The 21,137-nt window shown below is 71.1% G+C and carries 18 protein-coding genes and 1 riboswitch; of the genes, 16 read left to right on the forward strand and 2 right to left on the reverse strand.

Features of this window, described 5'->3' with window-relative positions:
* Positions 1-78 precede the first annotated feature (78 nt).
* Positions 79-175, forward strand: a riboswitch (TPP riboswitch).
* From thiM to QUC20_RS02215, 11 genes are all read left to right on the forward strand, one after another.
* Positions 166-984, forward strand: a complete 819-nt coding sequence (thiM, locus tag QUC20_RS02165; RefSeq protein ID WP_289330799.1) for a hydroxyethylthiazole kinase — start codon at positions 166-168, stop codon at positions 982-984. (Overlaps the previous riboswitch by 10 nt.)
* Positions 981-1,661, forward strand: coding sequence for a thiamine phosphate synthase (gene thiE, locus QUC20_RS02170; protein WP_259455265.1), 681 nt, complete (start codon positions 981-983; stop codon positions 1,659-1,661). Before thiM ends, thiE begins: the two co-directional genes overlap by 4 nt.
* A complete protein-coding gene (gene thiD, locus QUC20_RS02175; protein ID WP_289330800.1) occupies positions 1,658-3,181 on the forward strand; it encodes a bifunctional hydroxymethylpyrimidine kinase/phosphomethylpyrimidine kinase in 1,524 nt (507 codons plus the stop codon). The genes thiE and thiD overlap by 4 nt, the downstream gene beginning before the upstream one ends.
* A gap of 9 nt (positions 3,182-3,190) precedes the next feature.
* Positions 3,191-4,243, forward strand: a complete 1,053-nt coding sequence (locus QUC20_RS02180) for a LacI family DNA-binding transcriptional regulator (protein ID WP_289330801.1) — start codon at positions 3,191-3,193, stop codon at positions 4,241-4,243.
* A 130-nt stretch (positions 4,244-4,373) separates the two neighbouring features.
* Positions 4,374-5,705, forward strand: coding sequence for an extracellular solute-binding protein (locus QUC20_RS02185; RefSeq protein ID WP_289330802.1), 1,332 nt, complete (start codon positions 4,374-4,376; stop codon positions 5,703-5,705).
* Positions 5,702-6,673, forward strand: a complete 972-nt coding sequence (locus tag QUC20_RS02190; RefSeq protein WP_289330803.1) for a carbohydrate ABC transporter permease — start codon at positions 5,702-5,704, stop codon at positions 6,671-6,673. The genes QUC20_RS02185 and QUC20_RS02190 overlap by 4 nt, the downstream gene beginning before the upstream one ends.
* The gene (locus QUC20_RS02195) at positions 6,670-7,587 is read left to right on the forward strand and encodes a carbohydrate ABC transporter permease (protein WP_289330804.1); all 918 of its coding nucleotides are present in this window, start codon (positions 6,670-6,672) and stop codon (positions 7,585-7,587) included. The genes QUC20_RS02190 and QUC20_RS02195 overlap by 4 nt, the downstream gene beginning before the upstream one ends.
* Before the next feature lie 56 nt (positions 7,588-7,643).
* Positions 7,644-9,185 carry an arabinosylfuranosidase ArfA gene (gene arfA / locus QUC20_RS02200; protein ID WP_289330805.1) on the forward strand — a complete coding sequence of 514 codons (1,542 nt, stop codon included), beginning with the start codon at positions 7,644-7,646 and terminating at the stop codon, positions 9,183-9,185.
* A 184-nt stretch (positions 9,186-9,369) separates the two neighbouring features.
* Positions 9,370-9,930 (forward strand): acyl-CoA thioesterase, encoded by a 561-nt coding sequence (locus tag QUC20_RS02205; protein WP_289330806.1) that lies wholly within the window; start codon positions 9,370-9,372, stop codon positions 9,928-9,930.
* 51 nt (positions 9,931-9,981) lie between these two features.
* A complete protein-coding gene (locus QUC20_RS02210) occupies positions 9,982-13,677 on the forward strand; it encodes a proline dehydrogenase family protein (RefSeq protein ID WP_289330807.1) in 3,696 nt (1,231 codons plus the stop codon).
* 56 nt (positions 13,678-13,733) lie between these two features.
* Positions 13,734-14,015, forward strand: a complete 282-nt coding sequence (locus QUC20_RS02215; RefSeq protein ID WP_289330808.1) for a hypothetical protein — start codon at positions 13,734-13,736, stop codon at positions 14,013-14,015.
* A gap of 35 nt (positions 14,016-14,050) precedes the next feature.
* Here the strand turns inward: QUC20_RS02215 and QUC20_RS02220 are convergent, their stop codons facing one another.
* Entirely contained in the window at positions 14,051-14,608 is a 558-nt protein-coding gene (locus QUC20_RS02220; protein ID WP_289330809.1) for a TetR/AcrR family transcriptional regulator, read from the reverse strand.
* 49 nt (positions 14,609-14,657) lie between these two features.
* Between QUC20_RS02220 and QUC20_RS02225 the strand changes: the two genes are divergently transcribed.
* Complete coding sequence (locus QUC20_RS02225) at positions 14,658-14,978, forward strand: DUF952 domain-containing protein (protein ID WP_120263560.1); 321 nt, start codon at positions 14,658-14,660, stop codon at positions 14,976-14,978.
* Between the two features lie 76 nt (positions 14,979-15,054).
* Here QUC20_RS02225 and QUC20_RS02230 read toward each other — a convergent pair whose 3' ends face one another.
* On the reverse strand, positions 15,055-15,945 hold the full coding sequence (locus tag QUC20_RS02230; protein WP_120263559.1) for an aldo/keto reductase: 891 nt from the start codon (positions 15,943-15,945) through the stop codon (positions 15,055-15,057).
* 173 nt (positions 15,946-16,118) lie between these two features.
* Between QUC20_RS02230 and QUC20_RS02235 the strand changes: the two genes are divergently transcribed.
* From QUC20_RS02235 to QUC20_RS02250, 4 genes are all read left to right on the forward strand, one after another.
* On the forward strand, positions 16,119-17,243 hold the full coding sequence (locus tag QUC20_RS02235; RefSeq protein ID WP_289330810.1) for an aminotransferase class III-fold pyridoxal phosphate-dependent enzyme: 1,125 nt from the start codon (positions 16,119-16,121) through the stop codon (positions 17,241-17,243).
* Positions 17,244-17,494: 251 nt separating this feature from the next.
* Positions 17,495-19,138: an ABC transporter substrate-binding protein gene (locus QUC20_RS02240; protein ID WP_289330811.1), complete on the forward strand. Its 1,644-nt coding sequence runs from the start codon at positions 17,495-17,497 to the stop codon at positions 19,136-19,138.
* Positions 19,135-20,214, forward strand: a complete 1,080-nt coding sequence (locus tag QUC20_RS02245) for an ABC transporter permease (RefSeq protein ID WP_289330812.1) — start codon at positions 19,135-19,137, stop codon at positions 20,212-20,214. Before QUC20_RS02240 ends, QUC20_RS02245 begins: the two co-directional genes overlap by 4 nt.
* A gap of 1 nt (position 20,215) precedes the next feature.
* The gene (locus tag QUC20_RS02250; RefSeq protein WP_023952618.1) at positions 20,216-21,136 is read left to right on the forward strand and encodes an ABC transporter permease; all 921 of its coding nucleotides are present in this window, start codon (positions 20,216-20,218) and stop codon (positions 21,134-21,136) included.
* The last annotated feature ends 1 nt before the right edge of the window (position 21,137 follow it).

Genomic DNA, 21,137 nt, shown 5'->3' on the forward strand with positions numbered 1-21,137 from the left:
ACTCGCAACCTACGCGCTGCGGGGGCCAGGAGAAAAGGGAGCCGTCATCTCGGCACCGAAACAGGCCTGCTATGGTCGGGTCCCGACACGGGGTGCCCGCGACCGCGAGCTGAGATCAGACCCGTCGAACCTGCTCCAGTGCAATGCTGGCGAAGGGATGTCGAGATGCGCGATGTCGTGCCCACCGTCCGAGGTCCGGAGGCGGCGCTCCGAGCGCTGCGGGATGCCGCCCCGCTCACGCACTGCGTGACCAACGCCGTCGTCACCGGCTTCACCGCGAATGCGCTGCTCGCGCTCGGTGCGAGTCCCGCCATGGTCGACATCGAGGGCGAGGCCGGGATCTTCGCCGGGGTCGCCGACGGTGTCCTGCTCAACCTCGGAACCCCCACGCCGCAGCAGCAGGCCGGCGCCCGCGAAGTCGTCCAGGTGACGCGACGCTGGGTTCTCGACCCGGTCGCGGTGGGGACGCTGCCGGTCCGGACGGCGCTCGCCGCCGAGCTCGTCTCGGCTCGGCCCGCGATCATCCGCGGCAACGCGTCGGAGATCGCGGCGGTCGCCGGCAGCGGATCGGGCGGTCGCGGAGTCGACAGCGTCGACGATCCCGACACGGTGCGTGACGCAGCGCTGTCGCTCGCGCGTCGCACGGGGGCGGTCGTGGCGGTGTCGGGTCCGGTCGACCTGATCACGGATGGAGACCGGATCGCGCGGGTCCGCGGGGGAGACCCCTTGCTGACGCGCGTCACCGGCGGCGGCTGCTCGCTCGGTGCGACCATGGCCGCTTTCCTCGGGGTGACGGCCCCCCTCTCGGCGGCGGTCGCCGCGTCCGTCGTGCACAAGCGGGCGGCCGAGGCCGCGGCATCCGTCTCTTCGGGGCCGGGTTCGTTCGCCGTGGCCTTCCTCGATGCGCTCGCCGCGCTCGCGCCCGACGAGCTCGACGAGTCGCGGGTGTCGATGGAGGTCTCGACATCGGGCGTTGCGCAGTGATCCGTCGCGAGTCCCTCGCCCTGCACCTCGTCACCGACGACCGCGTCGGCTTCGAGGCGCTGCCGTCGATCGTCGATGCTGCCGTCGCCGGCGGGGTGACCCTCGTGCAGCTGCGTGACAAGACGTGCGAGGCGGCGGAGCTGGTGCGCCGCGCGCGTGTGCTGTCGGATGCGATCGCGGGGCGGGTGCCGCTCCTCATCGATGACCGGGTCGACGTCGCCCTCGCCGCGCGGGACGCGGGTGCGCAGGTCGACGGCGTGCACCTCGGGCAGAACGACATCCCGCCCATCACCGCGCGCAGACTGCTCGGGCCGACCGCCGTGATCGGTTGGACGGCGAACACCGAAGACCATCTGCGGGCCGCTCACGCGATGCCGGAGGGCACCCTCGACTACCTCGGAGTCGGCGTCATCCGGCCGACGGCGACGAAGGCCGATCACCCGCCGGCTCTCGGCATCGCGGGGTTCGCGGCGCGGGCCGCGTCGACCCCGCTCGCGTGCGTCGCGATCGGTGGCGTCGGCGCCGATGACGTCGTCCCGCTCCGCCGGGCGGGCGCGGCCGGGGTCGCCGTGGTGTCGGCGATCTGCGGTGCCGCGGATCCCGCTGCCGCGGCCCGGGCCTTCACCGCTGCGGCGGCCCGTCATTCACGCGGCGCGTCGGACGGAGCGGCGCGGTGAGGGCGCGGGCGGCGGGGATGCCGCGGGCGGTGCGCGTGCCGCGGGTGCTGAGCATCGCGGGCACCGACCCGTCCGGAGGTGCGGGCATCCAGGCCGACCTGAAGTCGATCGCCGCGATGGGCGGCTACGGGATGGCCGTGGTGACCGCTCTGGTGGCGCAGAACACCCGCGGCGTGCGGGCGGTGCACGCGCCGCCCGCCGAGTTCCTGCGCGCGCAGCTCGACGCCGTGGGCGACGACGTCGAGATCGATGCGGTGAAGATCGGGATGCTGCACTCCGAGCCGCTGGTCGCGGTCGTCGACGACTGGCTCGCGCGTCGGGGTGGCGACCTCGTCGTGCTGGACCCCGTCATGGTCGCCACGAGCGGCGACCGCCTGCTCGATCACGCGGCGGAGGCGGCGATCCGTGCCCTCTGCATGCGCGTCGATCTCGTGACACCCAACCTGCCCGAGCTCGCCGTTCTGGCCGACGAGCCGGTCGCGGGCACCTGGCCGGACGCGCTGGCCCAAGCGCTGCGGTTCGCCCGCTCGTCGGGGGCGACGGTACTCGTGAAGGGCGGGCACCTCGGCGGCGACGAATGCCCCGACGCCATCGTGACGCCCGAAGGCGTCGCGGGGGAGGTGTCACGGCCGCGCATCGCCTCGACGAACACCCACGGCACGGGATGCTCGCTGTCCGCGGCCATGGCGACCCTCGGCGCAGCCGGCCGGGGCTGGAGCGATGCGCTCGCACGCGCCACGGACTGGCTCGCCGGCGCGATCGCCGCCGGTGCCGCTCTCGCCGTCGGCGGGGGCAACGGTCCCGTCGACCACCTGCACGAGATCCGCCCGCAGCTCGTGCCGCCGGCGCCGCCCGTGTCGTGGACGACGCAGGCATGGGCGGATGTGGCCCCGCTCCGCGCCGCGGTCGACGCGTGCAGCTTCGTCGACGGGCTGCGCACGGGCGAGCTCGATGAGTCGGTGTTCGCCTGGTATCTCCGGCAGGACGCGCTCTACCTGTCCGAGTACGCCCGCGTGCTCGCCCGGGCCAGCGCTCTGGCGCCGCGGAGCGACGAACAGGTGTTCTGGGCGGAAGCGGCCGCTGCGGCGGTCGCGGTCGAGTCCGAACTGCACCGGGCGCGGGTCGGAGCGGATGCCGCAGCCCCCGCTCCCGCGACGCTCGCCTACACCGACCATCTGCACGCCGCGACTGCTCGAGGGTCGTACGGTGAAGTGGTGGCCGCGCTCCTGCCGTGCTTCTGGCTCTACGCCGACCTGGGCGAGCGCTTCGTGCTGGCCTCGCATGCCGGGCATCCCTATCGCGACTGGCTCTCGACCTACGCCGATCCGGCCTTCGCGGCCTCGAACCGTTCCGCCGTCGAGATCGCGGAGCGGGCTGCGAGCGAAGCATCGGCCTCGGAACGTGAGCGCATGAGCGTCGCGTTCGCGCGGTCGATGCGTCACGAGCTCGCCTTCTTCGAGGCTCCTGTCGCCGCGGTTTCCGCCGCAACATGGCCGAACGAGGAGATGTGCGGGGCCTAGTCTGTGCTCATGCCGAAGCAGCAGGCCGGCCGAGCCACCATGAAGGATGTGGCGGCGCTCGCCGGAGTCTCGGCGAAGACGGTCTCGAACGTGCTGACGGGCACCGCGGCTGTGCGCCCCGAGACGCAGCAGCGCGTGGAGTCGGCCATGCGCGAGCTCGACTTCGTACCCAACCTCAGCGCCCGGGGCCTGCGCAACGGCCGCTCCGGCGTGATCGCCATCGCGCTGCCCGATCTCGCGACGGCCTTCTCGGCAGAGATGCTGCATCACCTCGTCAACGCTGCCCACCAGCGCGGCTACGCCGTGCAGATCGAAGAGACGGCGCTCGAACCCCAACGCGAGCGCGACCTCGTCTCACGGGCGCGTCAGCATCTCGTCGACGGCGTGGTGCTCAACCCGATCCGCATCGAGGACAGCGTCGTGGACCGCGACCACCGGCTGCCGCCCGTGGTTCTGATCGGCGAGGTCGAGCAGCATGTCACCGACCGGGTCCTCGTCGACAGTCGCGCCGGGGCGCGCGACGCGGTCGCGCATCTGGTGGCGCGGGGCGCGCGACGCATCGCCGCGATCGGCGGCGATGAGCAGTCGGCCCTCGCCACGGCGACGAGCCGTCTGCGCCTGGCGGGTATGCGAGACGCGCTCGTCGAGGCGGGCCTCGAGCACGACCGGCACCGCGAGGTCAACGTCCTGCCCTGGAACCTCGAGGCGGGCGCGATCGGTGTCCGGACCCTCCTCGAGCGCCGGGTCGACTTCGATGCCGTGCTGTGCTTCACCGACTCGATAGCAGTGGGCGCGCTGCATGTGCTCGCCGAAGCCGGCATCCGGGTTCCCGACGACGTCCTCGTGTGCGGCTTCGACGACATCGAGCAGTCGCGATACACGACGCCCGAGTTGACGACCGTGTCGTTCGATCGCGATGAGTTCGCGCGCGCGACCGTCGCACTCCTGGAGGAGCGCATCGCGGCTCGCGACATCCCGGTGCGCGCGGTAGCGATCGAGCACCGCGTGATCGCCCGGGCCAGCACGGGCGCGGCGCCCGGGGGCGTTCTCGCGCGTCGCTGACGCCTGCCCGCGGTTGTCAGCGGCCATCGGTGGCGGTATCCGACCTTTTCCTTGCGCATTGATTACATCGATGTAAAAGTGTGAGGGTCCGCGGTTGTCACAATGTCGTGCCGTCACAAAGGAGTGACCGATGGCCCCACCCCTCGAACTCAGTCGGCGGCGGTTCCTCACCGGAGCCGCCGCCCTCGCCGGAACCGCCTTCCTCGCGTCGTGCGCGGGGCTCCCCGGCGGTTCCAACGCCCGCACGCTCCAGTTCTGGCACCTGCTCTCGGGTGCCGACGGGGTGACGATGTCGGGGCTCATCGACGGCGTCAACGCCGCGCAGTCCGACTATCGCGTGCGGCCGACGGTGCTCGCCTGGGGCGAGCCGTACTACACGAAGCTCGCGATGGCAGCTGCGGGCGGCCGGGCGCCCGACGTCTCGGTCATGCACGCGTCGCGGGTCGTCGGATACGCGCCGGGCGGTCTCCTCGACACCTGGGACACCGGGCGGCTGGCCGACCTCGGCGTTGACGCGAGCACCTTCACCGACGCGATCTGGCGTAAGGGCTTCATCGGCGATGACCTCTACAGCGTCGCGCTCGACGCCCACCCGTTCATCCTGATGTACAACACCGACATCTGCGCCGAGGCGGGAGTGCTCGACAGCGACGGCAAGCTGCCGCCCATCACCTCGCCCGAGGACTTCCTCGAGCTCGGGCGTGCCGTGGCCGCGGTGTCGGAGTCGCACGGGCTGTCGTTCGGCTATCTGGGCGACGGAGCGCAGATGTGGCGCCTGTTCTACACGCTCTACACGCAGCACGGCCTCGAGATCGAGCTGCCCGAGGGCGGCCAGGCGCAGATCGACGAGGATGCCGCGGTCGCGGCGCTCAGCTTCATGCAGCAGCTGCTCGACGACGAGATCGCCTCGCGGAGCGCCGACTACCAGAGCGCCATCGCCGAGTTCGCGACGGGCCGCAGCGGACTCTTCCTCACCGGCGTGTGGGAGCTGCGGTCGATGCAGCAGCAGAACCTCCCGATCGATGCCGCGATCATCCCGGCGGTGTTCGGCACCCCGTCGGTCTACGCCGACTCGCACTCGTTCACCCTGCCGCACCAGAGCGCACCCGACGAGGAGTCACGCGACCTCGTCTACCGCTTCGTCGCCGACATCCTGAAGGGCTCGTTCGACTGGGCCGGCGCCGGCCACATCCCCGCCTACCTGCCGGTGACGCAGTCCGCCGCGTACGCCGATCTGCTGCCGCAGGCGCACTACGCCGAGGCCGCGGAGCTCGTCAGATACGACCCGCCCGCGTGGTTCACCGGCTCGGGCTCTCGATTCCAGGCCGACTTCGGCGCCGCCGTGCAGAACGTCCTGCTCCAGGGCGCCGACCCCGCCCAGGCGATCGCACGCTTCCGCACGGGCGTCGACCAGCGCCTGAAGACGCCCAACCCGGCCGCACCGGAAGGAGCCGGCGCATGACCCTCGACACCGGATCCGGGCGCGCCGGACTCGCCGACACCGCCGCGACGCGCGCGATCGTCACCGGCGACCGCACGGGACGGCACCGGCACGTCGGCGACCGCGGCGAGCAGCGCATCGCCTGGACCTTCCTCGCGCCGTTCCTCGCCGCCTTCCTCCTCTTCCTCGTGTGGCCGCTGCTGCACGGGCTCTACCTCAGCTTCACCGACCAGTCGCTCACGGGCGCCGGTGGCTCGTTCATCGGCATCGCGAACTACGTCGAGGCCCTCGGCGATCCCGTCATGTGGCAGTCGCTGGGCAACACCGCCTGGTTCACGGTGCTCTCGACCGTGCCGCTGGTCGTGATCGCCCTCGTCATGGCGCTCCTCGTGCAACGCGGCCTGCCCGGGCAGTGGCTCTGGCGAATGTCGTTCTTCATGCCCTACCTGCTGGCCTCGACCGTGATCTCGCAGATCTGGGTGTGGATCTTCAACCCGCAGATCGGCGCGGCCAACGGCATCCTCGAGGCGTTCGGGCTCGAGCCGATCGCGTGGCTGCAGAACCCCGACACCAACATGCTCGCGATCGTCGTCGCGACGGTGTGGTGGACGATCGGCTTCAACTTCCTGCTCTACCTCGCGGCCCTCCAGAACATCCCCGAGACCCAGTACGAGGCCGCATCCATCGACGGTGCGGGGGAGTGGCGCAAGCTCTTCTCGATCACGATCCCGCAGCTCGGGCAGGTCACCGTGCTGATCGTCATCCTGCAGGTGCTGGCTTCGCTGAAGCTGTTCGATCAGGCGTACCAGATGCTCGGAGGCATCGCGAGCGAGACGACCCGCTCGATCGTGCAGTACATCTACGAGTCCGGGTTCGTCGGGTACCGCTTCGGCTACTCGGCAGCGATCTCGTACGTCTTCTTCGCCGTGATCGTCCTGATCGGCGTCATCCAGGCCCTCGCCACCCGTCGCCGGAAGGAGCACTCATGAGCGCCGCCACCGCCAGCTCCACGGCCACGCGCGCCGTCGTCGCCCCGGGGGTCGGCCCCGATCCGCGGAGCCGCAAGCCCGGTCAGCGCCGATTCAGCGCGATCAACGTCGTCGCCTTCATCGCCCTCGCCCTCATGGCGATCGGCTGGCTGCTGCCGTTCCTGTGGGCGGTCGCCACCGCCTTCAAGACCGAGACCGACGCCGCATCGGGTGCCGGCGGCTGGGTGGGCGAGAGCGGGCCCACGACCGAGGCCTTCACCTCGATCCTCTCGCAGGGCAACGTCTGGATCTGGGCCGGCAACAGCCTCTGGACCTCCGTCGTGATCACCCTCCTCACCGTCGCGATCTCGGCCGTCGCCGCCTACGCGTTCTCGCGGCTGGAGTTCCGCGGCAAGAAGCTGCTCTACGGCGCGGTCATCGCCTCGATCGTCATCCCGCCGCAGGTGCTGATCATCCCGCTCTTCTACGAGATGCTCGCCTTCAACCTCGTCGACACCCCGTGGGGCCTGATCCTGCCGCAGGTGGTCGCCCCGGCGATGGTGTTCATCCTCAAGAAGTTCTTCGACCAGGTGCCGATCGAGCTCGAGGATGCCGCGCGGGTCGACGGCGCCGGACGCTTCCGGGTGTTCTGGTCGATCGTGCTGCCGCTGTCGCGGCCCATCCTCGGCGCCGTCGCGATCTTCGTGTTCATCGGCGCGTGGAACAACTTCCTCTGGCCGTTCCTCATCATCAACGACACGACCCTCATGACCCTGCCGGTGGGACTCCAGACCGTCATCAGCGCTTACGGCGTGCAGTACGCGCAGGTGATGGCCCAGGCCGTGCTCGCCTCCGTGCCGCTGATCGTCGTCTTCCTGGTGTTCCAGAAGCAGATCGTCCGCGGCGTCGCCACGACCGGCTTCGGCGGTCAGTGACCGGCGCCGCCCGGCACGCGTCCGCATCCCCTCACCCCCGAAAGAACAGGAGCATCATGCCCCGCGCCCGCATCGTCCTCGATCGCGACTTCACCGTGGCCGACGTGCCGCGCCGTCTCTTCGGCTCGTTCGTCGAGCACATGGGCCGCTGCGTCTACACCGGCATCTACGAGCCCGGCCACCCGCAGGCCGACGATCGCGGCTTCCGTCGCGATGTGCTCTCGCTCGTGAAGGAGCTCGGCGCCACGGTCGTCCGCTATCCCGGAGGCAACTTCGTGTCGGGTTACAACTGGGAGGACGGCGTCGGCCCGGTCGCCGACCGTCCGCACCGGCTCGACGGCGCCTGGCACACCGTCGAGACCAACGCGTTCGGGCTGCACGAGTTCGTCGACTGGGCCCGCGAGGCCCAGGTCGAGGTCATGGAGGCGGTGAACCTCGGCACCCGCGGCGTCGACGAGGCGCGCGCCCTCGTCGAGTACGCCAATCACGCGGGCGGGACGTACTGGTCCGACCTGCGTCGCCGCAACGGCGCCGCAGACCCGTTCGACATCCGGCTGTGGTGCCTCGGCAACGAGCTCGACGGACCGTGGCAGATCGGTCACAAGACCGCCCACGAGTACGGCCGACTCGCGCAGGAGACGGCGAAGGCGATGCGCCTGGTCGACCCCGACATCGAGCTCGTCGCGGTGGGGTCGTCGAATCGGCAGATGCCGACCTTCGGCACGTGGGAGCACACGGTGCTCACCCACGCGTACGACGAGGTCGACTACATCTCGATGCACGCCTACTACCAGGAGGACGGCGGCGACGCGGCATCCTTCCTCGCCGAGGCCGTCGACATGGACGCGTTCATCGACGGCGTCGTCTCGACGATCGACGCGGTCAAGGCCGCCGGCAAGCACCGCAAGCAGGTCGACATCTCGTTCGACGAGTGGAACGTCTGGTACCAGCGCGGTCTCGACACCGAGGACCAGCCGCACATCGTCTCGGCGTCGAAGGAATGGCGTGCCCACCCGCGTCTGATCGAGGACACCTACAACGTCACCGACGCCGTCGTGGTCGGGACGTTCCTGCACAGCCTGCTGCGGCACGGCGACCGCGTGCGCATCGCCAACCAGGCGCAGCTGGTCAACGTGATCGCCCCCATCCGGTCGGAGGAGGGCGGGCCCGCGTGGCGGCAGTCGATCTTCTGGCCGTTCGCGCGCATGTCGCAGCTCGCCCAGGGCCGTGTGCTTCGACTCGCGATCGACTCGGACCAGACCCCGACGGCGAAGTTCGGCGATGTGGATGTCGTCGACGCCGCCGCCACCTGGGACGAGTCGACCGGCCGCGTCGCGCTGTTCGTCGCGAACCGCTCACTCGACGCCGAGACCGAGGTGTCGCTCGAACTGCGCGGGCTCGGGGCGTCGAGCGTCGTCTCGGCCGAGGTGCTGACGGTGCCCCAGGGCGGCGACCGGCGTTCGGCGAACACCGAGGCGGACCAGGATGACGTCGGCCTCGTGCCCCTGCGCGGCGTCGGTCTCGACGACGGCACGCTGCGGGCGACCCTGCCCGCCCTTTCATGGGCGGTCATCGTGCTCGACACCGCCCGCGCCTGACCCGCGGCGCTCGCGTCGCGGGTCGCGCTTGCGTCGGAGAATCGCGCGTACGTCGGACGGATCCCGCGAGATCCTCCGATGTTCGCGCGATTCTCCGTTCTTGCGAGCGGGCGGGGGCGCGGGTTGTGGGAGATGCACAACGGATGCGGGCGGGGGCATAGGGCATCCGATAGCGTCGGCCCTCGTGAACGTGTGGCTCCGGACCCTGCTGACGATCTGGCGAGCGAAGCGACAGCTGCGCAGGAACGGCCCGCGACCGCTCATGGCGGTCGGCCGGGTGGAGCTGCGGACGCTGCCCACCGACATCGACCTGCTCGGGCACATGAACAACGGGCGGTACGCCTCGCTGTTCGACCTCGGCCGGTTCGACCTGCTGGTGCGCAACGGCATCTGGGACACCTTCCAGGAGAAGGGCTGGTACGGCGTCGTCGCCAGCAGCACCATCACCTTCCGCAAGTCGCTCAACCTCTGGCAGCGGTTCACGATCGAGACGCGCCTGCACGGGCACGACGACAAGTCGGTGTACATGGTGCACCGTGCCGTGGTGCGCGGCGAGGTCTACGCCGAGATGCTCGTTCGGTCACGGTTCCTCCGCCGTACGGGCGGTATCGTGCCGCTCGACGAGCTCTTCGCGGTGCTCGGCCGCCGCGATGACCTGCCCGCGCTCGAGCCGTGGATGACCGAGTGGGCCACCGCCACGGCTCTGCCCTCGACGCGCGCCGAGGCCCCCAGCATCTGGGACTGACCCCGGGCGAGGCGCCGCGCCCGGAGGGCGCCCGAGACATAGGCTGGCGGCATGTCCGACACCGTTTCGTCCGGCACCACCCCGCCGGGCTTCCCCGCCGACGATCCCCTCGCCCAACAGGCGGTGGCTTTGGCCCAGAAATGGGTGCACACGTCGGCCGACTTCCCTGCGGATGCCGCAGCGCAGCGCCTCGCCGGAGTCCTTCGCGACCCGAACGGCCTGCCGTTCACGATCGGCTTCGTCGATGGCGTCATGCGCCCCGAGAGCGTGACCGCCGCCGCGACCCGCCTGCACCACGTCGCCCCCCTCGTCCCGGAGTTCCTGCCGTGGTACCTCCGCGGCGCTGTGCGCATCGGCGGCGCCGTCGCCCCGATGCTGCCGACCCCGGTCGTGCCCATCGCCCGCACGGCGCTGCGCGAGATGGTCGGTCACCTCGTCGTCGACGCGCGACCGCACAAGCTCGGCCCGGCGATCGCCCGGATCCGCGAATCCGGTGCCCGCCTCAACCTCAATCTCCTCGGTGAGGCCGTGCTGGGCGAAGACGAAGCCCGGCGACGCCTCGAGGGCATCCACGAGCTGATCCGCCGGCCCGACGTCGACTACGTCTCGGTCAAGGTCTCCGCGATCGTCAGCCGCATCTCGATGTGGGCGTTCGACGAGGTCGTCGCCGACGTGGTCGAGCGGCTGCTTCCGCTGTACCTGAGCGCGGCCGAAGACGGCACCTTCATCAACCTCGACATGGAGGAGTACCGCGACCTCGATCTCACGATCGCCGTCTTCACCCGCATCCTCGAGGACGAGCGGCTCCGGGGGCTCGAGGCCGGCATCGTGCTGCAGGCCTACCTGCCCGACGCCGCCGACGCGCTCGACGAGCTGACGGCGTGGGCGCAGGCCCGCGTCGCCGCGGGCGGAAGCCGCATCAAGGTGCGACTGGTCAAGGGCGCGAACCTCGCGATGGAGCGCGTCGACGCCACCGTCCACGGCTGGCCGCTGGCGACCCACGCGAGCAAGCTCGACGCCGACGCGATGTACCTCCGCTGCCTCGATCGCGCCCTGCGGCCCGAGCGCAGTGCGGCGGTGCGCCTGGGTGTCGCCGGACACAACCTGTTCGACATCGCCTACGCCTGGCTGCTCGCCGGTGAGCGCGGGGTGCGTGACGACATCGAGATCGAGATGCTGCTCGGTATGGCTCAGGGCCAGGTCGCGGCGGTGACGAACGACGTCGGCCACGTGCTGCTCTATGTGCCGGTCGTGCGGCCCGACGAGTTCGACGTGGCGATCAGCTACCTCGTCCGCCGCCTCGAGGAGAACGCCTCGAGCGAGAACTTCCTGTCGGCCGCGTTCGATCTCGCCACCGACGCGAGCCTGTTCGAGCGCGAACGCGACCGGTTCCTCGCCTCGCTCGAGCGCGCGGTCGACCCGGCTCTGCCGAGCGGACCGAACCGCACGCAGGACCGCACGCTGACCCTGCGCTCTCTCGCGCCGCAGCGCATCACGCGCGACCCTGCCGAGGGCGACGACGGTCTGACCCAGGCCGTGCTCGGCATCGCCGACGCGGCTGGTCGCCCGAACGACACGACGGCCCTCGAGCAGCGCGACGACGTCCTCTTCGGGGGCGAGCATTTCGTCGAGACGGCGGTGTACGCGCCCCGCGAGACGCGGCGGGCGCCGGCGCTCGGAGCTCCCGGCTTCTCGAACACGCCCGACTCCGACCCCGCGCTCGCGGTCAATCGGGAGTGGGCCCGCCGCATCCTCTCGCGCATCGCCGGCAGCACGGCCGGCGACGAGACGATCGCCGCGGCCCGGGTCGACGACGCCGAGACGCTCGATGAGATCGTGGCGCGCGTCGGCGCGGCGGCATCCGCCTGGGGTGCGATGCCCGCGGCCGACCGCAGCGCCGTGCTGCTGGCGGCCTCGCGCGCGCTCGAGTCGCGCCGGGCCGAGCTGATCGAGGTCGCCGCGTCGGAGACCGGCAAGGTGCTCGCCGAAGCAGATGTCGAGGTCAGCGAGGCGGTCGACTTCGCCGCCTACTACGCCGCGACGGCCCGCGAGCTCGATCGGGTGAGCGGCGCCGTGTTCCAGCCGGCGTCGGTCACGGTGGTCACCCCGCCGTGGAACTTCCCGCTCGCGATCCCGGCCGGCGGTGTGCTCGCGGCCCTCGCGGCGGGATCGGGCGTCGTCTTCAAGCCCGCCCCGCAGGCCCGTCGCTGCGCGGCGGTCGTCGCCGAGGCGCTGTGGGATGCCGGGGTGCCCCGCGACCTCCTCGCGCTCGTCGACATCGACGAAGGCGATCTCGGTCGCCGCCTGATCACCCATCCGTCGGTCGATCGCGTCATCCTCACCGGCTCGTGGGAGACGGCGGCCCTGTTCCGGTCGTGGCGGCCCGAGCTGCCGCTGCTGGCCGAGACCAGCGGCAAGAACGCCATCATCGTCATGCCCTCGGCCGATCTCGATCTCGCCGCCGCCGACCTGATCAAGAGCGCGTTCGGTCACGCCGGACAGAAGTGCTCCGCGGCGTCGCTGGCGATCCTCGTGGGGCCGGTCGGTCGGTCCAAGCGCTTCGCACGCCAGCTGGTCGACGCGACGCGTTCGCTGCGGGTCGGCCCGCCGACCGACCCGCGCAGCGAGGTCGGGCCGGTCATCGAGCCGCCGCAGGGCAAGCTCGAGTGGGCGCTCACCTCGCTCGAAGACGGCGAGCGGTGGCTCGTCGAGCCGCGCCGTCTCGACCTCGGCGACGACACCGAAGGACGCTTCTGGTCGCCGGGCGTCAAGGTCGGGGTGAGCCCGGGATCGCGCACGCACCTCGAGGAGTTCTTCGGGCCGGTGCTCGGCGTCATGCACGCCCGCACGCTCGAAGACGCGATCGAACTGCAGAACGCAGTCGCCTACGGGCTGACCGCGGGGCTTCACACGCAGGATGCCGCCGACCTCGCGACGTGGCTCGAGCGGGTCGAGGCGGGCAACCTGTACGTCAACCGCGGCATCACCGGCGCCATCGTCCAGCGGCAGCCCTTCGGCGGTTGGAAGCGGTCATCTGTGGGCGCGGGTACGAAGGCCGGCGGACCGAACTACCTCATCGGTCTCGGATCGTGGCGCGCCTCGAGCGGGTCGGCATCCAGCACGCTCCACCTGCGCGGTCTCGACTCGCGGATCACGACCATCATCGAGTCGGCCCAGCCCACGCTCGACTACGAGTCGTTCGAATGGCTGCGGCGGGGCGCGCTCTCGGATGCCGTCGCCTGGGACCGCGAGTTCGGTCAGGTGCGCGACGTGTCGGGTCTCGGCGTCGAGCGGAACCTGTTCCGCTACCGGCCCGTCGACGTCGCGGTCAGAGCGTCGTCCGACGCGACCTGGCAGGCGGTGCTGCGCGTGATCGTCGCGGGCGTGCGGGCCGGATCGGCGGTGACGCTGAGCTCGCCGGTGGGTCTTCCTGCCGACGTGCGGCGCGCGCTCGGCGAGGTCGACATCTCGGTGTCGGTGGAGACGGACGGCGAATGGCTGCAGCGCATCGCCGCGGCGAATCGCCGCCCGGGCCGTATCCGCCTGGTCGGCTCGCGCGACACGGTGGCCGAGCTGCGGACGGCGGTCGCGGGGGCGACCGAGGGTGATCCGGATGTCGCCGTCTACGCCGACGAGGTCACGACGGCGGGTCGCATCGAGCTGCTGCCGTTCGTGCACGAGCAGTCGATCACGATCACGGCGCACCGTTTCGGAAACCCCGACGACTGGTCCGAGGCGGTCATCTGAGTCGACGCGGGCGGCTGCGGGTGGTCGCGACGGTGGCATCTCGGTAGCGTGACGGGATGACCGATGACGCATCCGCCGCGCCCGCGCTGATCCTCGCCCGCCTATCGGCCGAGCGTGAGTCGCTCGTGGGCGCCATGTTCATCGGGCTCGGCGCGGTCGGGCTCGCCATCGTGGTCATCGCGCTGGCCTTCTCGCCCGGCCTCAACATGCCGGTGCTCGTGGGTGTCGGCGTGGGGGCTGTCCTGCTCGTCCATGGCATCCTGCGCCGCGGGGCCGCCGCGCGCGCCATCGTCGCACTCGACCGGCTCGACCCCGCTGCGCCACCCGCGTCCCGCTGACGGCGGCGACGTCCCGCTGACCGCGGCCAGCGGGGTCAGACGAAGCGCTCGAGCACGGCGGTCACGTGGGCGTCCAGCGCCGCGCCCGTCGGCTCGGGGTCGATGCCGAGGAGGCGCCGGCGGTGCGGTTCGCCGAGGAGAGCCGCGAAGAGATGCTCTGCGCGGCGCTCGTCGCCGCCCAGATGCGCGGCCAGGTATCGCTGCGCAGCGACGGGGCCCGCGTCGTAGAACGCGTGTGAGATCGCGGGGTCGTCCAGGGCGACTGCGACGGCCGCGCGGTGCAGCCCGACGGCCCGGTCGGCGAAGAGCGCCGCTGCGACGAGCGTGCAGGCCTGCCGGAGGTCGCGTGCCGCGACGTCGAGGTAGCCGTGGACGTCGGTCACCGCCGCGCGGAGCAGCGCCGACTTGTCGCCGATCCGCTCGTAGATGGTGCGCTTGGTCACGCCTGCCTCCTGCGCGATCGTGTCGAGCGAAGCGGCGTGGAAGCCGACGTCGACGAACAGCCGAGCCGCGACGGCGACGATGCGGGCGTCGCGCGCCGCCTGCTCATGGGCGGGTGGCCGGCCGCGACGCCGGTCTGCGGTCGAGGGCATGGCGACAGGCTATCAGAATGATACGGTGGCGTTTCATTAAGGAGGCGTCATGGACGAGATCGTCTGTCACATCGCGATCGCCGACGACTGGGGCATGAGCCGCAAGTTCGGCGAGTACGAGGTCGCGACGCGCGGCGTGCCGTGGGAGCCGGGCGGGTACATCCGAGCCTGCGATCCGGGCGACGTCGCCGCGGTCGTCGCGACCGTCTACGCCGACGTGCGACTGCCGCTGCTGCGGATCGACTGCAGCGTCGAGGGGCTCGCCCGCAACGGCGTCGAGGTCACGAGGGTCGACGGACGGCCCCGCATCCACGGGCCCATCCCGATGAACGCGGATGCCGTCGTCGGCGAGCATCCACTCACGGCCTGAGTGGCAGCAGCGCCGGACGCGCGGCGGCCCGCCCCGGGCGAACCGGAGCGGGCCGTCGTGACGTCCGTGCGCCGGGTCAGGCGTCGATGCCGACCGACCGCGACAGGCGCGCGCGCTCGTCGCCCGAGAGCTCGAGGTGGACGGCCTTCGCGCTGTCGATGATCGACTCCGCCCGACGGGCTCCCGGGATGGGGATGACGGTGTCGCCCAGCCCCAGCTCCCATGCCAGCACGACCTGCTGCGGGCTCACGTCGTGGGCGCGGGCGACCTCGCCGAAGGCGGCGAAGCGCTCGCCGATCGACCGCGCTCCGCCGCCCGTGCCGCCCAGGGGGCTCCAGGGGAGGAAGGCGATCCCGCGGTCGACGCAGTACCGCAGCTCGTCGTAGCTGCCCGGATGCCGCGGCGAGAACTCGTTCTGCACGCTCGTGAGGTTGCCCTCGCCGAGCACCTGCTCGGCGATCTCGATCTCCTCGACGCTCGCGTTCGAGATGCCGACCGCGCGGATCTTGCCCTCCTGCTGCAGGGTCTTGAGGTTCTCCATCACCTCGCCGTAGACCATCCAGCGGTCGGGCCGGTGGTACTGGTAGAGGTCGATCACATCGACGCGGAGAGCGCGGAGCGACGCCTCGACGGCCTTCCGGAGATAGTCGAGCGAGCCGTCCCGACCCCACTTCTCGCCCTCGCTGCGAGTGATCCCGCCCTTGGTCGCTACGACGATCTGAGACCGATCGCCGCTCCACGTGGCCAGGGCCTCGGCCATGATCTCCTCGTTGTGGCCCATCGTGTCCCAGCTCGGGGCGTAGATGTCCGCCGTGTCGAGCAGGGTGACGCCCGCGTCGAGTGCGGCGTGGACCGTCGCGACGGCATCCTCGCGGTCGGGGATCTGCTTGTCGTTGTTCATCGAGACGGGCATCCCGCCCAGGCCGATGGCCGAGACGGTGAACGGTCCGAGGGTGCGCTGCTGCATGGGTCTCCTTCGACGTTTCGCGGTGGTGTGATCCCAGCCTGGCAGTCGGGCAAGCGATCCGGCAGCATCTTGCGCAATCGCACAGCGGGCCCCACGGGCGCCCGGGGGAGAATGGGTGCCGGCCGCCCGGCGACCCGCCGCCGCGTGCGCGACCGCCGAAGCCAGGAGCCCGAATGACGTTCGCCGACCACCACCCGACGCCCGATGCACGCGAGGCGGGAGCCCCTGTGCATGTCCTCGCGGGAAAGCCGCCCCTGCTGCCGGTCATGGTCGCGACGGGCGACGGGGCGTGGATGACCGACGTCGAGGGGCGTCGCTACCTCGACCTGACCGGCGACCCGGCGCTCACCTTCGGGCATCGGCATCCCGCCCTGCTCGCCGTCGCGACCGAGCAGCTCGGGCGGTTGACGGCGAGGAGCGCGGTCGTCGCCGACGACCGTACGGACGGATTCGCCGACGCGCTCGCTGCCGTGCTCGGCGCTGAGGCGGTGCTTCCGGCTGCCTCCGGGCCCGACGCGCTCCGAGCCGCCGTCGAGATCGCGCTCGGCGCGGGGGAGCGGGGGAACGTCGTCGTCGCGGCCGGCTCGCACCCCGAGTTCGCGGCATCCGGCGCGGCCACGGTGCCCTTCGGTGACATCGACGCTCTCGTCGCGGCGCTGGACGGCACCGTCGGCGCCGTCGTCCTCGAACCCGTCCAGGCCGCAGCAGGAGTCATCGCCGCGCCCGCGGGCTATCTCGCGGCCGCGCGACGGGCGTGCGCCGACCGCGGGGTCATCCTGATCCTCGACGAGACGCGCAGCGGCCTCGGCCGGCTCGGCGACACCGTCGCGCTCGGCGGGGAGGGCGAGGCCCCCGATCTCCGGGTGATCGGGCCGGCGCTCGGCGGAGGCATCATTCCCGTCGCTGCCGTCGTCGGAAGCCGAGCGCTGCTCGGTGAAGCAACGGCACCGGTGCCGGTGTCTCCGCTCGCGAGCGCCATCGCGCACCGCGTGGTCGAGATGCTCGAGGCGGGCGAGCTGCAGAACCGGGCCCGCGCGCTCGCCGAGCACCTGGCCGCGCGGATCGAGGTGCTCGTGGGAGCCGGGGCCGTCGGCGTCCGCACCGCGGGTGTCTGGGCGGGCGTCGACGTCGACCCCGAGGTCGTGACGGCGGCCGAGGTCGCTCGGCGACTCGTCGCGCGCGGCCTGCTGGTCGACGTCGTGGGTGACGCGACGGTCGTGCTGGCTCCGCCGCTGGTCGTCCGGGCGACCGAGCTCGACTGGGCGATCGAGCAGCTGCGGGTCGTGCTCGCGGCCTGACCCTGTCGCATCACGTCGCGATACATCTGCAGGACCGGTGGTGCTGGTGATGCTTCGCATCGCGCGCTGAGCACCACCGGCCCCGCGACTCTGACAGGTGTGTCGCCACCGCCACGGAAATGACCGTTGACACCGTCGCGCCCCGCCCGCTACCGTGCTGGTCATACGTAGAAGCACACCGTTGTTCTTCTACGGATCGGCGCTCATACGTATGACCGCCGAAACCGCACGCCACGTCACAGGAGACCGGAATGCGCACTTCCCGAATCGCCGCCGCTGCCGCCCTCGCGACCGCGGCGCTCGCTCTGGCCGCCTGCACGCCGGGCACCGCTACGAACACCGCCGCCCGAGCCGACACGCTGATCTACGGCAAGTCCGACGGCGGTACGACCTACGTCCGCAACTACAACGTCCTCGGTCCCGCGACCGAGAAGGCCCCCAACGCCGAGCTGATCTACGAGCCGCTCGCTCGCATCGACTACGCCAACGGCGCCGTCGTCGAGCCGTGGCTCGCCGAATCGCTGCAGTTCGACGAGGCCGGCACGGCTCTCACGATCGAGCTGCGCCCGGACGTCACGTTCTCGGACGGCGAGACGATGGATGCCGACGACGTCGTCTATTCGCTCTCGCTCCCGCTCGAGCGGCCCGAGCTCAACCTCGCGGGCGTGACCTATGAGGCGGTGAGCAAGATCGACGACGACACGGTTCAGGTCGACTTCGCCGAGCCCTCGTTCGCCGCGCTCAACCAGTTCGCCTCGAGCTCGCTGCCGGTCGTTCCCGAGCACATCTGGCGCGACCAGGACCTCATGAGCTGGACGAACCCCGACCCGGTGGGCACGGGCCCCTTCACGGTCGATGCGTTCGCGGCCCAGCAGGTGACGCTCAAGGCGCGCGACGACTACTGGGGCGGGCAGATGCCCATGACCTACCTCAAGGTGCTCGCGACGAACGGCGAGGCGGTCAAGGCGCAGCTGCTCCGCGGCGACGTCGACTGGGCGCCGGCATCGTGGGCGGGTGCGGAGGAGGAGTTCGTCGCGCAGAACCCCGAGACGAACCTGTACCAGCTCTACGCGACGGGCGGGGCCTACTCGATGATGTACAACACCGCGCAGCCGCCCTTCGACAACGCCGACCTGCGGCGGGCACTCGCGCTGTCGATCCCACGCTCGGACATCACCGCGACGCTCAACCGGCCGGGCACCGAGGCCGGCCCGACGGGCCTCGTCGATCAGATCTACGCCGACTGGATCGCTCCGGAGTATCGCGGTGTCGTGCAGGACGTGGATGCCGCCGCCGCGCAGGCCGCGCTCGCGGCATCCGGCTTCACGGTCGTCGACGGCGCTCTGGAGAAGGACGGGCAGCGGTACTCGCCCCGGCTGTCGTTCAACCAGGACTTCGGGTGGAACGCCTACGCCGACATCATGATCAACAGCTGGAAGTCGGTGCTGGGCATCTCGGTGGCCCCGGCCGGGGCTCCGGGGGCGACCCTCTACGACCAGCAGAAGACGGGCGACTTCGACCTGACGATCGCCACGACCGGCGGTGCCGGGGTCTACGGCGTCTACGGCTTCCTCGACAGCCGGTACGTCGAACCGCTCGGTACCGCGGCCGCGACCAACATCGGACGCTGGAACGACCCCGAGACCGACCGCATCCTGTCGGATATGACCCGGGCGGCAGACGAGGAGACGCTGCGCTCGCTCGGACAGGAGATGCAGCGGATCGTCGTCGACGAGGTTCCCTTCAGCCCGCTGTACAACTCGTACTGGTTCGTCGACGTCAACGCGACGCACTGGACCGGCTGGCCGACGCCCGACGACTTCGACGCGGTGCCCTTCCCGAGCCTCGGGCCCGACACCGTCCGCACCCTGCTCTCGCTGAAGCCCGCGTCATGACCGCGCTCGGCGGGGCTCCCACGCCCACGACGACGACGGCTCTGGCCGAGGTCTCGGCGCGCCGGAAGCCCCGTCGGCGCAGCGGCGCCTTCCTCCTCAAGCGCCTCGGGTTCTACCTGGTCGCGGCCTGGTCGGCGATCACGTTGAACTTCGTCATCCCGCGCCTCATGCCCGGTGACCCGTCGGCGGCGATCATCGACCAGCTCGAGCGGGTGAGCGGTCAGGCGCTGGCGCCGGAGGCGCTCGTGTCGATCCGCGGCCTCTTCGGCAATCCCGACCAGAACCTGTTCGAGCAGTACGGGGCCTACATCGGCCAGCTGGCGCGATTCGACCTCGGGGTGTCGATCTCGAACTTCCCGGTGCCGGTCGCCGACCTCGTCGGCGCGGGCCTGCCGTGGACGCTCCTGCTCGTGGGCACGACGACGGTCATCTCGTTCGTGCTCGGCACGATGCTCGGAGTCGCGGTCGGATGGCGGGCCGGGTCGCGGTTCGACTCGATCATGACGCCGCTCATCACCTTCGTCTCGTCGGTGCCCTACTTCTGGATCGCCCTGCTGGCCCTGTGGCTGTTCGGCTTCGTCCTCGGCTGGTTCCCGCTCTCGGGTGGGTACGACCCGAACCTCCCGATCTCGCTCGAGCCCGCGTTCGTGCTGAGCGTCATGCAGTACGGCGCGCTGCCCGCGCTGACGATCATCTTCTCGGCGTTCGGGGGATGGATGCTGGGCATGCGCAACATGACCGTCACGACGGTGCGCGAGGACTACGTGCTCCTCGCTCAGGCCAAGGGCCTCTCGCCCGCGCGAGTGCGCTGGCGGTATGCGGCCCGCAACGCGATGCTGCCGCAGTTCACCGGCTTCGCGATGGCGCTCGGCGGCGTGGTCGGCGGGGCGCTGCTGACCGAGATCGTCTTCAGTTACCCGGGCATCGGGTACCTGCTGTTCTCCGCGCTGCAGAAGCGCGACTACCCGGTCATGCAGGGCGTGTTCCTGCTCGTGACCCTCACCGTCCTGCTGGCGAACCTCATCGCCGACTCGCTCTACGTGTGGCTCGATCCTCGCGTCCGAGAGGAGAGCTGACATGCGCGCCTCCCTGCTCCGCAACGGCAAGGTCCTCTTCGGAGTCGTCGTGCTGGCGTTCTTCGTGCTGCTCGCCCTGCTCGGTCCCGTGCTGCTGTCGGCGCTCGGCCTCGACGCCCGCGCCAACGACATCTCGGCGATCGCCGCGCCCCCGAGCGCCGCGCATCCGCTCGGCACGACCCAGTTCGGGCAGGACGTGCTCGCCCAGGTCATCGAGGGCGCCCGAGGCTCGATGTTCGTCGGGTTCCTCGGTGCCGCCATCGGCACCGCGATCGCGATCGTCGTAGGGGTGCCCGCGGGCTACTTCGGCGGCACGACGGGCAACCTGCTGAACTTCCTCACCAACATCTTCCTCGTCATGCCGGTGCTGCCGTTGATCTTCGTCGTCGCCGGCTACCTGCAGGGAACGGGCCTGGTCATGATCGCGATCATCATCGGGGTGTTCGGTTGGGCGGGAGGCGCGCGCACGCTCCGCGCGCAGGCGATGAGCGTGCGCAACCGTGACTTCGTGCAGGCCATGCGGATGCTGGGCGAGCCGCACCGCCGCCTCATCTTCGTCGAGGTGCTGCCGCACCTCTACGGCTGGATCGCGTCGATGTTCCTCGGCGGCCTCATCGGCGCGGTCATGGCCGAGGCCGGGCTCGCCTTCCTCGGGGTCTCCGATTCGTCGGCGATCAGCTGGGGCACGATGATCCAGGCCGCGCAGCAGCAGAGCGCGGTGCTGCGCGGGCTGTGGTGGTGGTTCGTGCCGCCGGGCCTGTGCATCGCCCTCGTGGGCACGGCGGCCGCGCTCATCAACTTCGGCGTCGACGAGCTCGCCAACCCCAAGCTCCGGGCGGCGAGCCGGCGGGTCGCCAAGCGCACCGCCTCGGTGCGCCGTGAGGCCGCCGTGCTCGAGACGACCGGCGCAGAGAGGGCATGAC

The organism is Microbacterium arborescens (assembly GCF_030369635.1).
Taxonomy (GTDB): domain Bacteria; phylum Actinomycetota; class Actinomycetes; order Actinomycetales; family Microbacteriaceae; genus Microbacterium.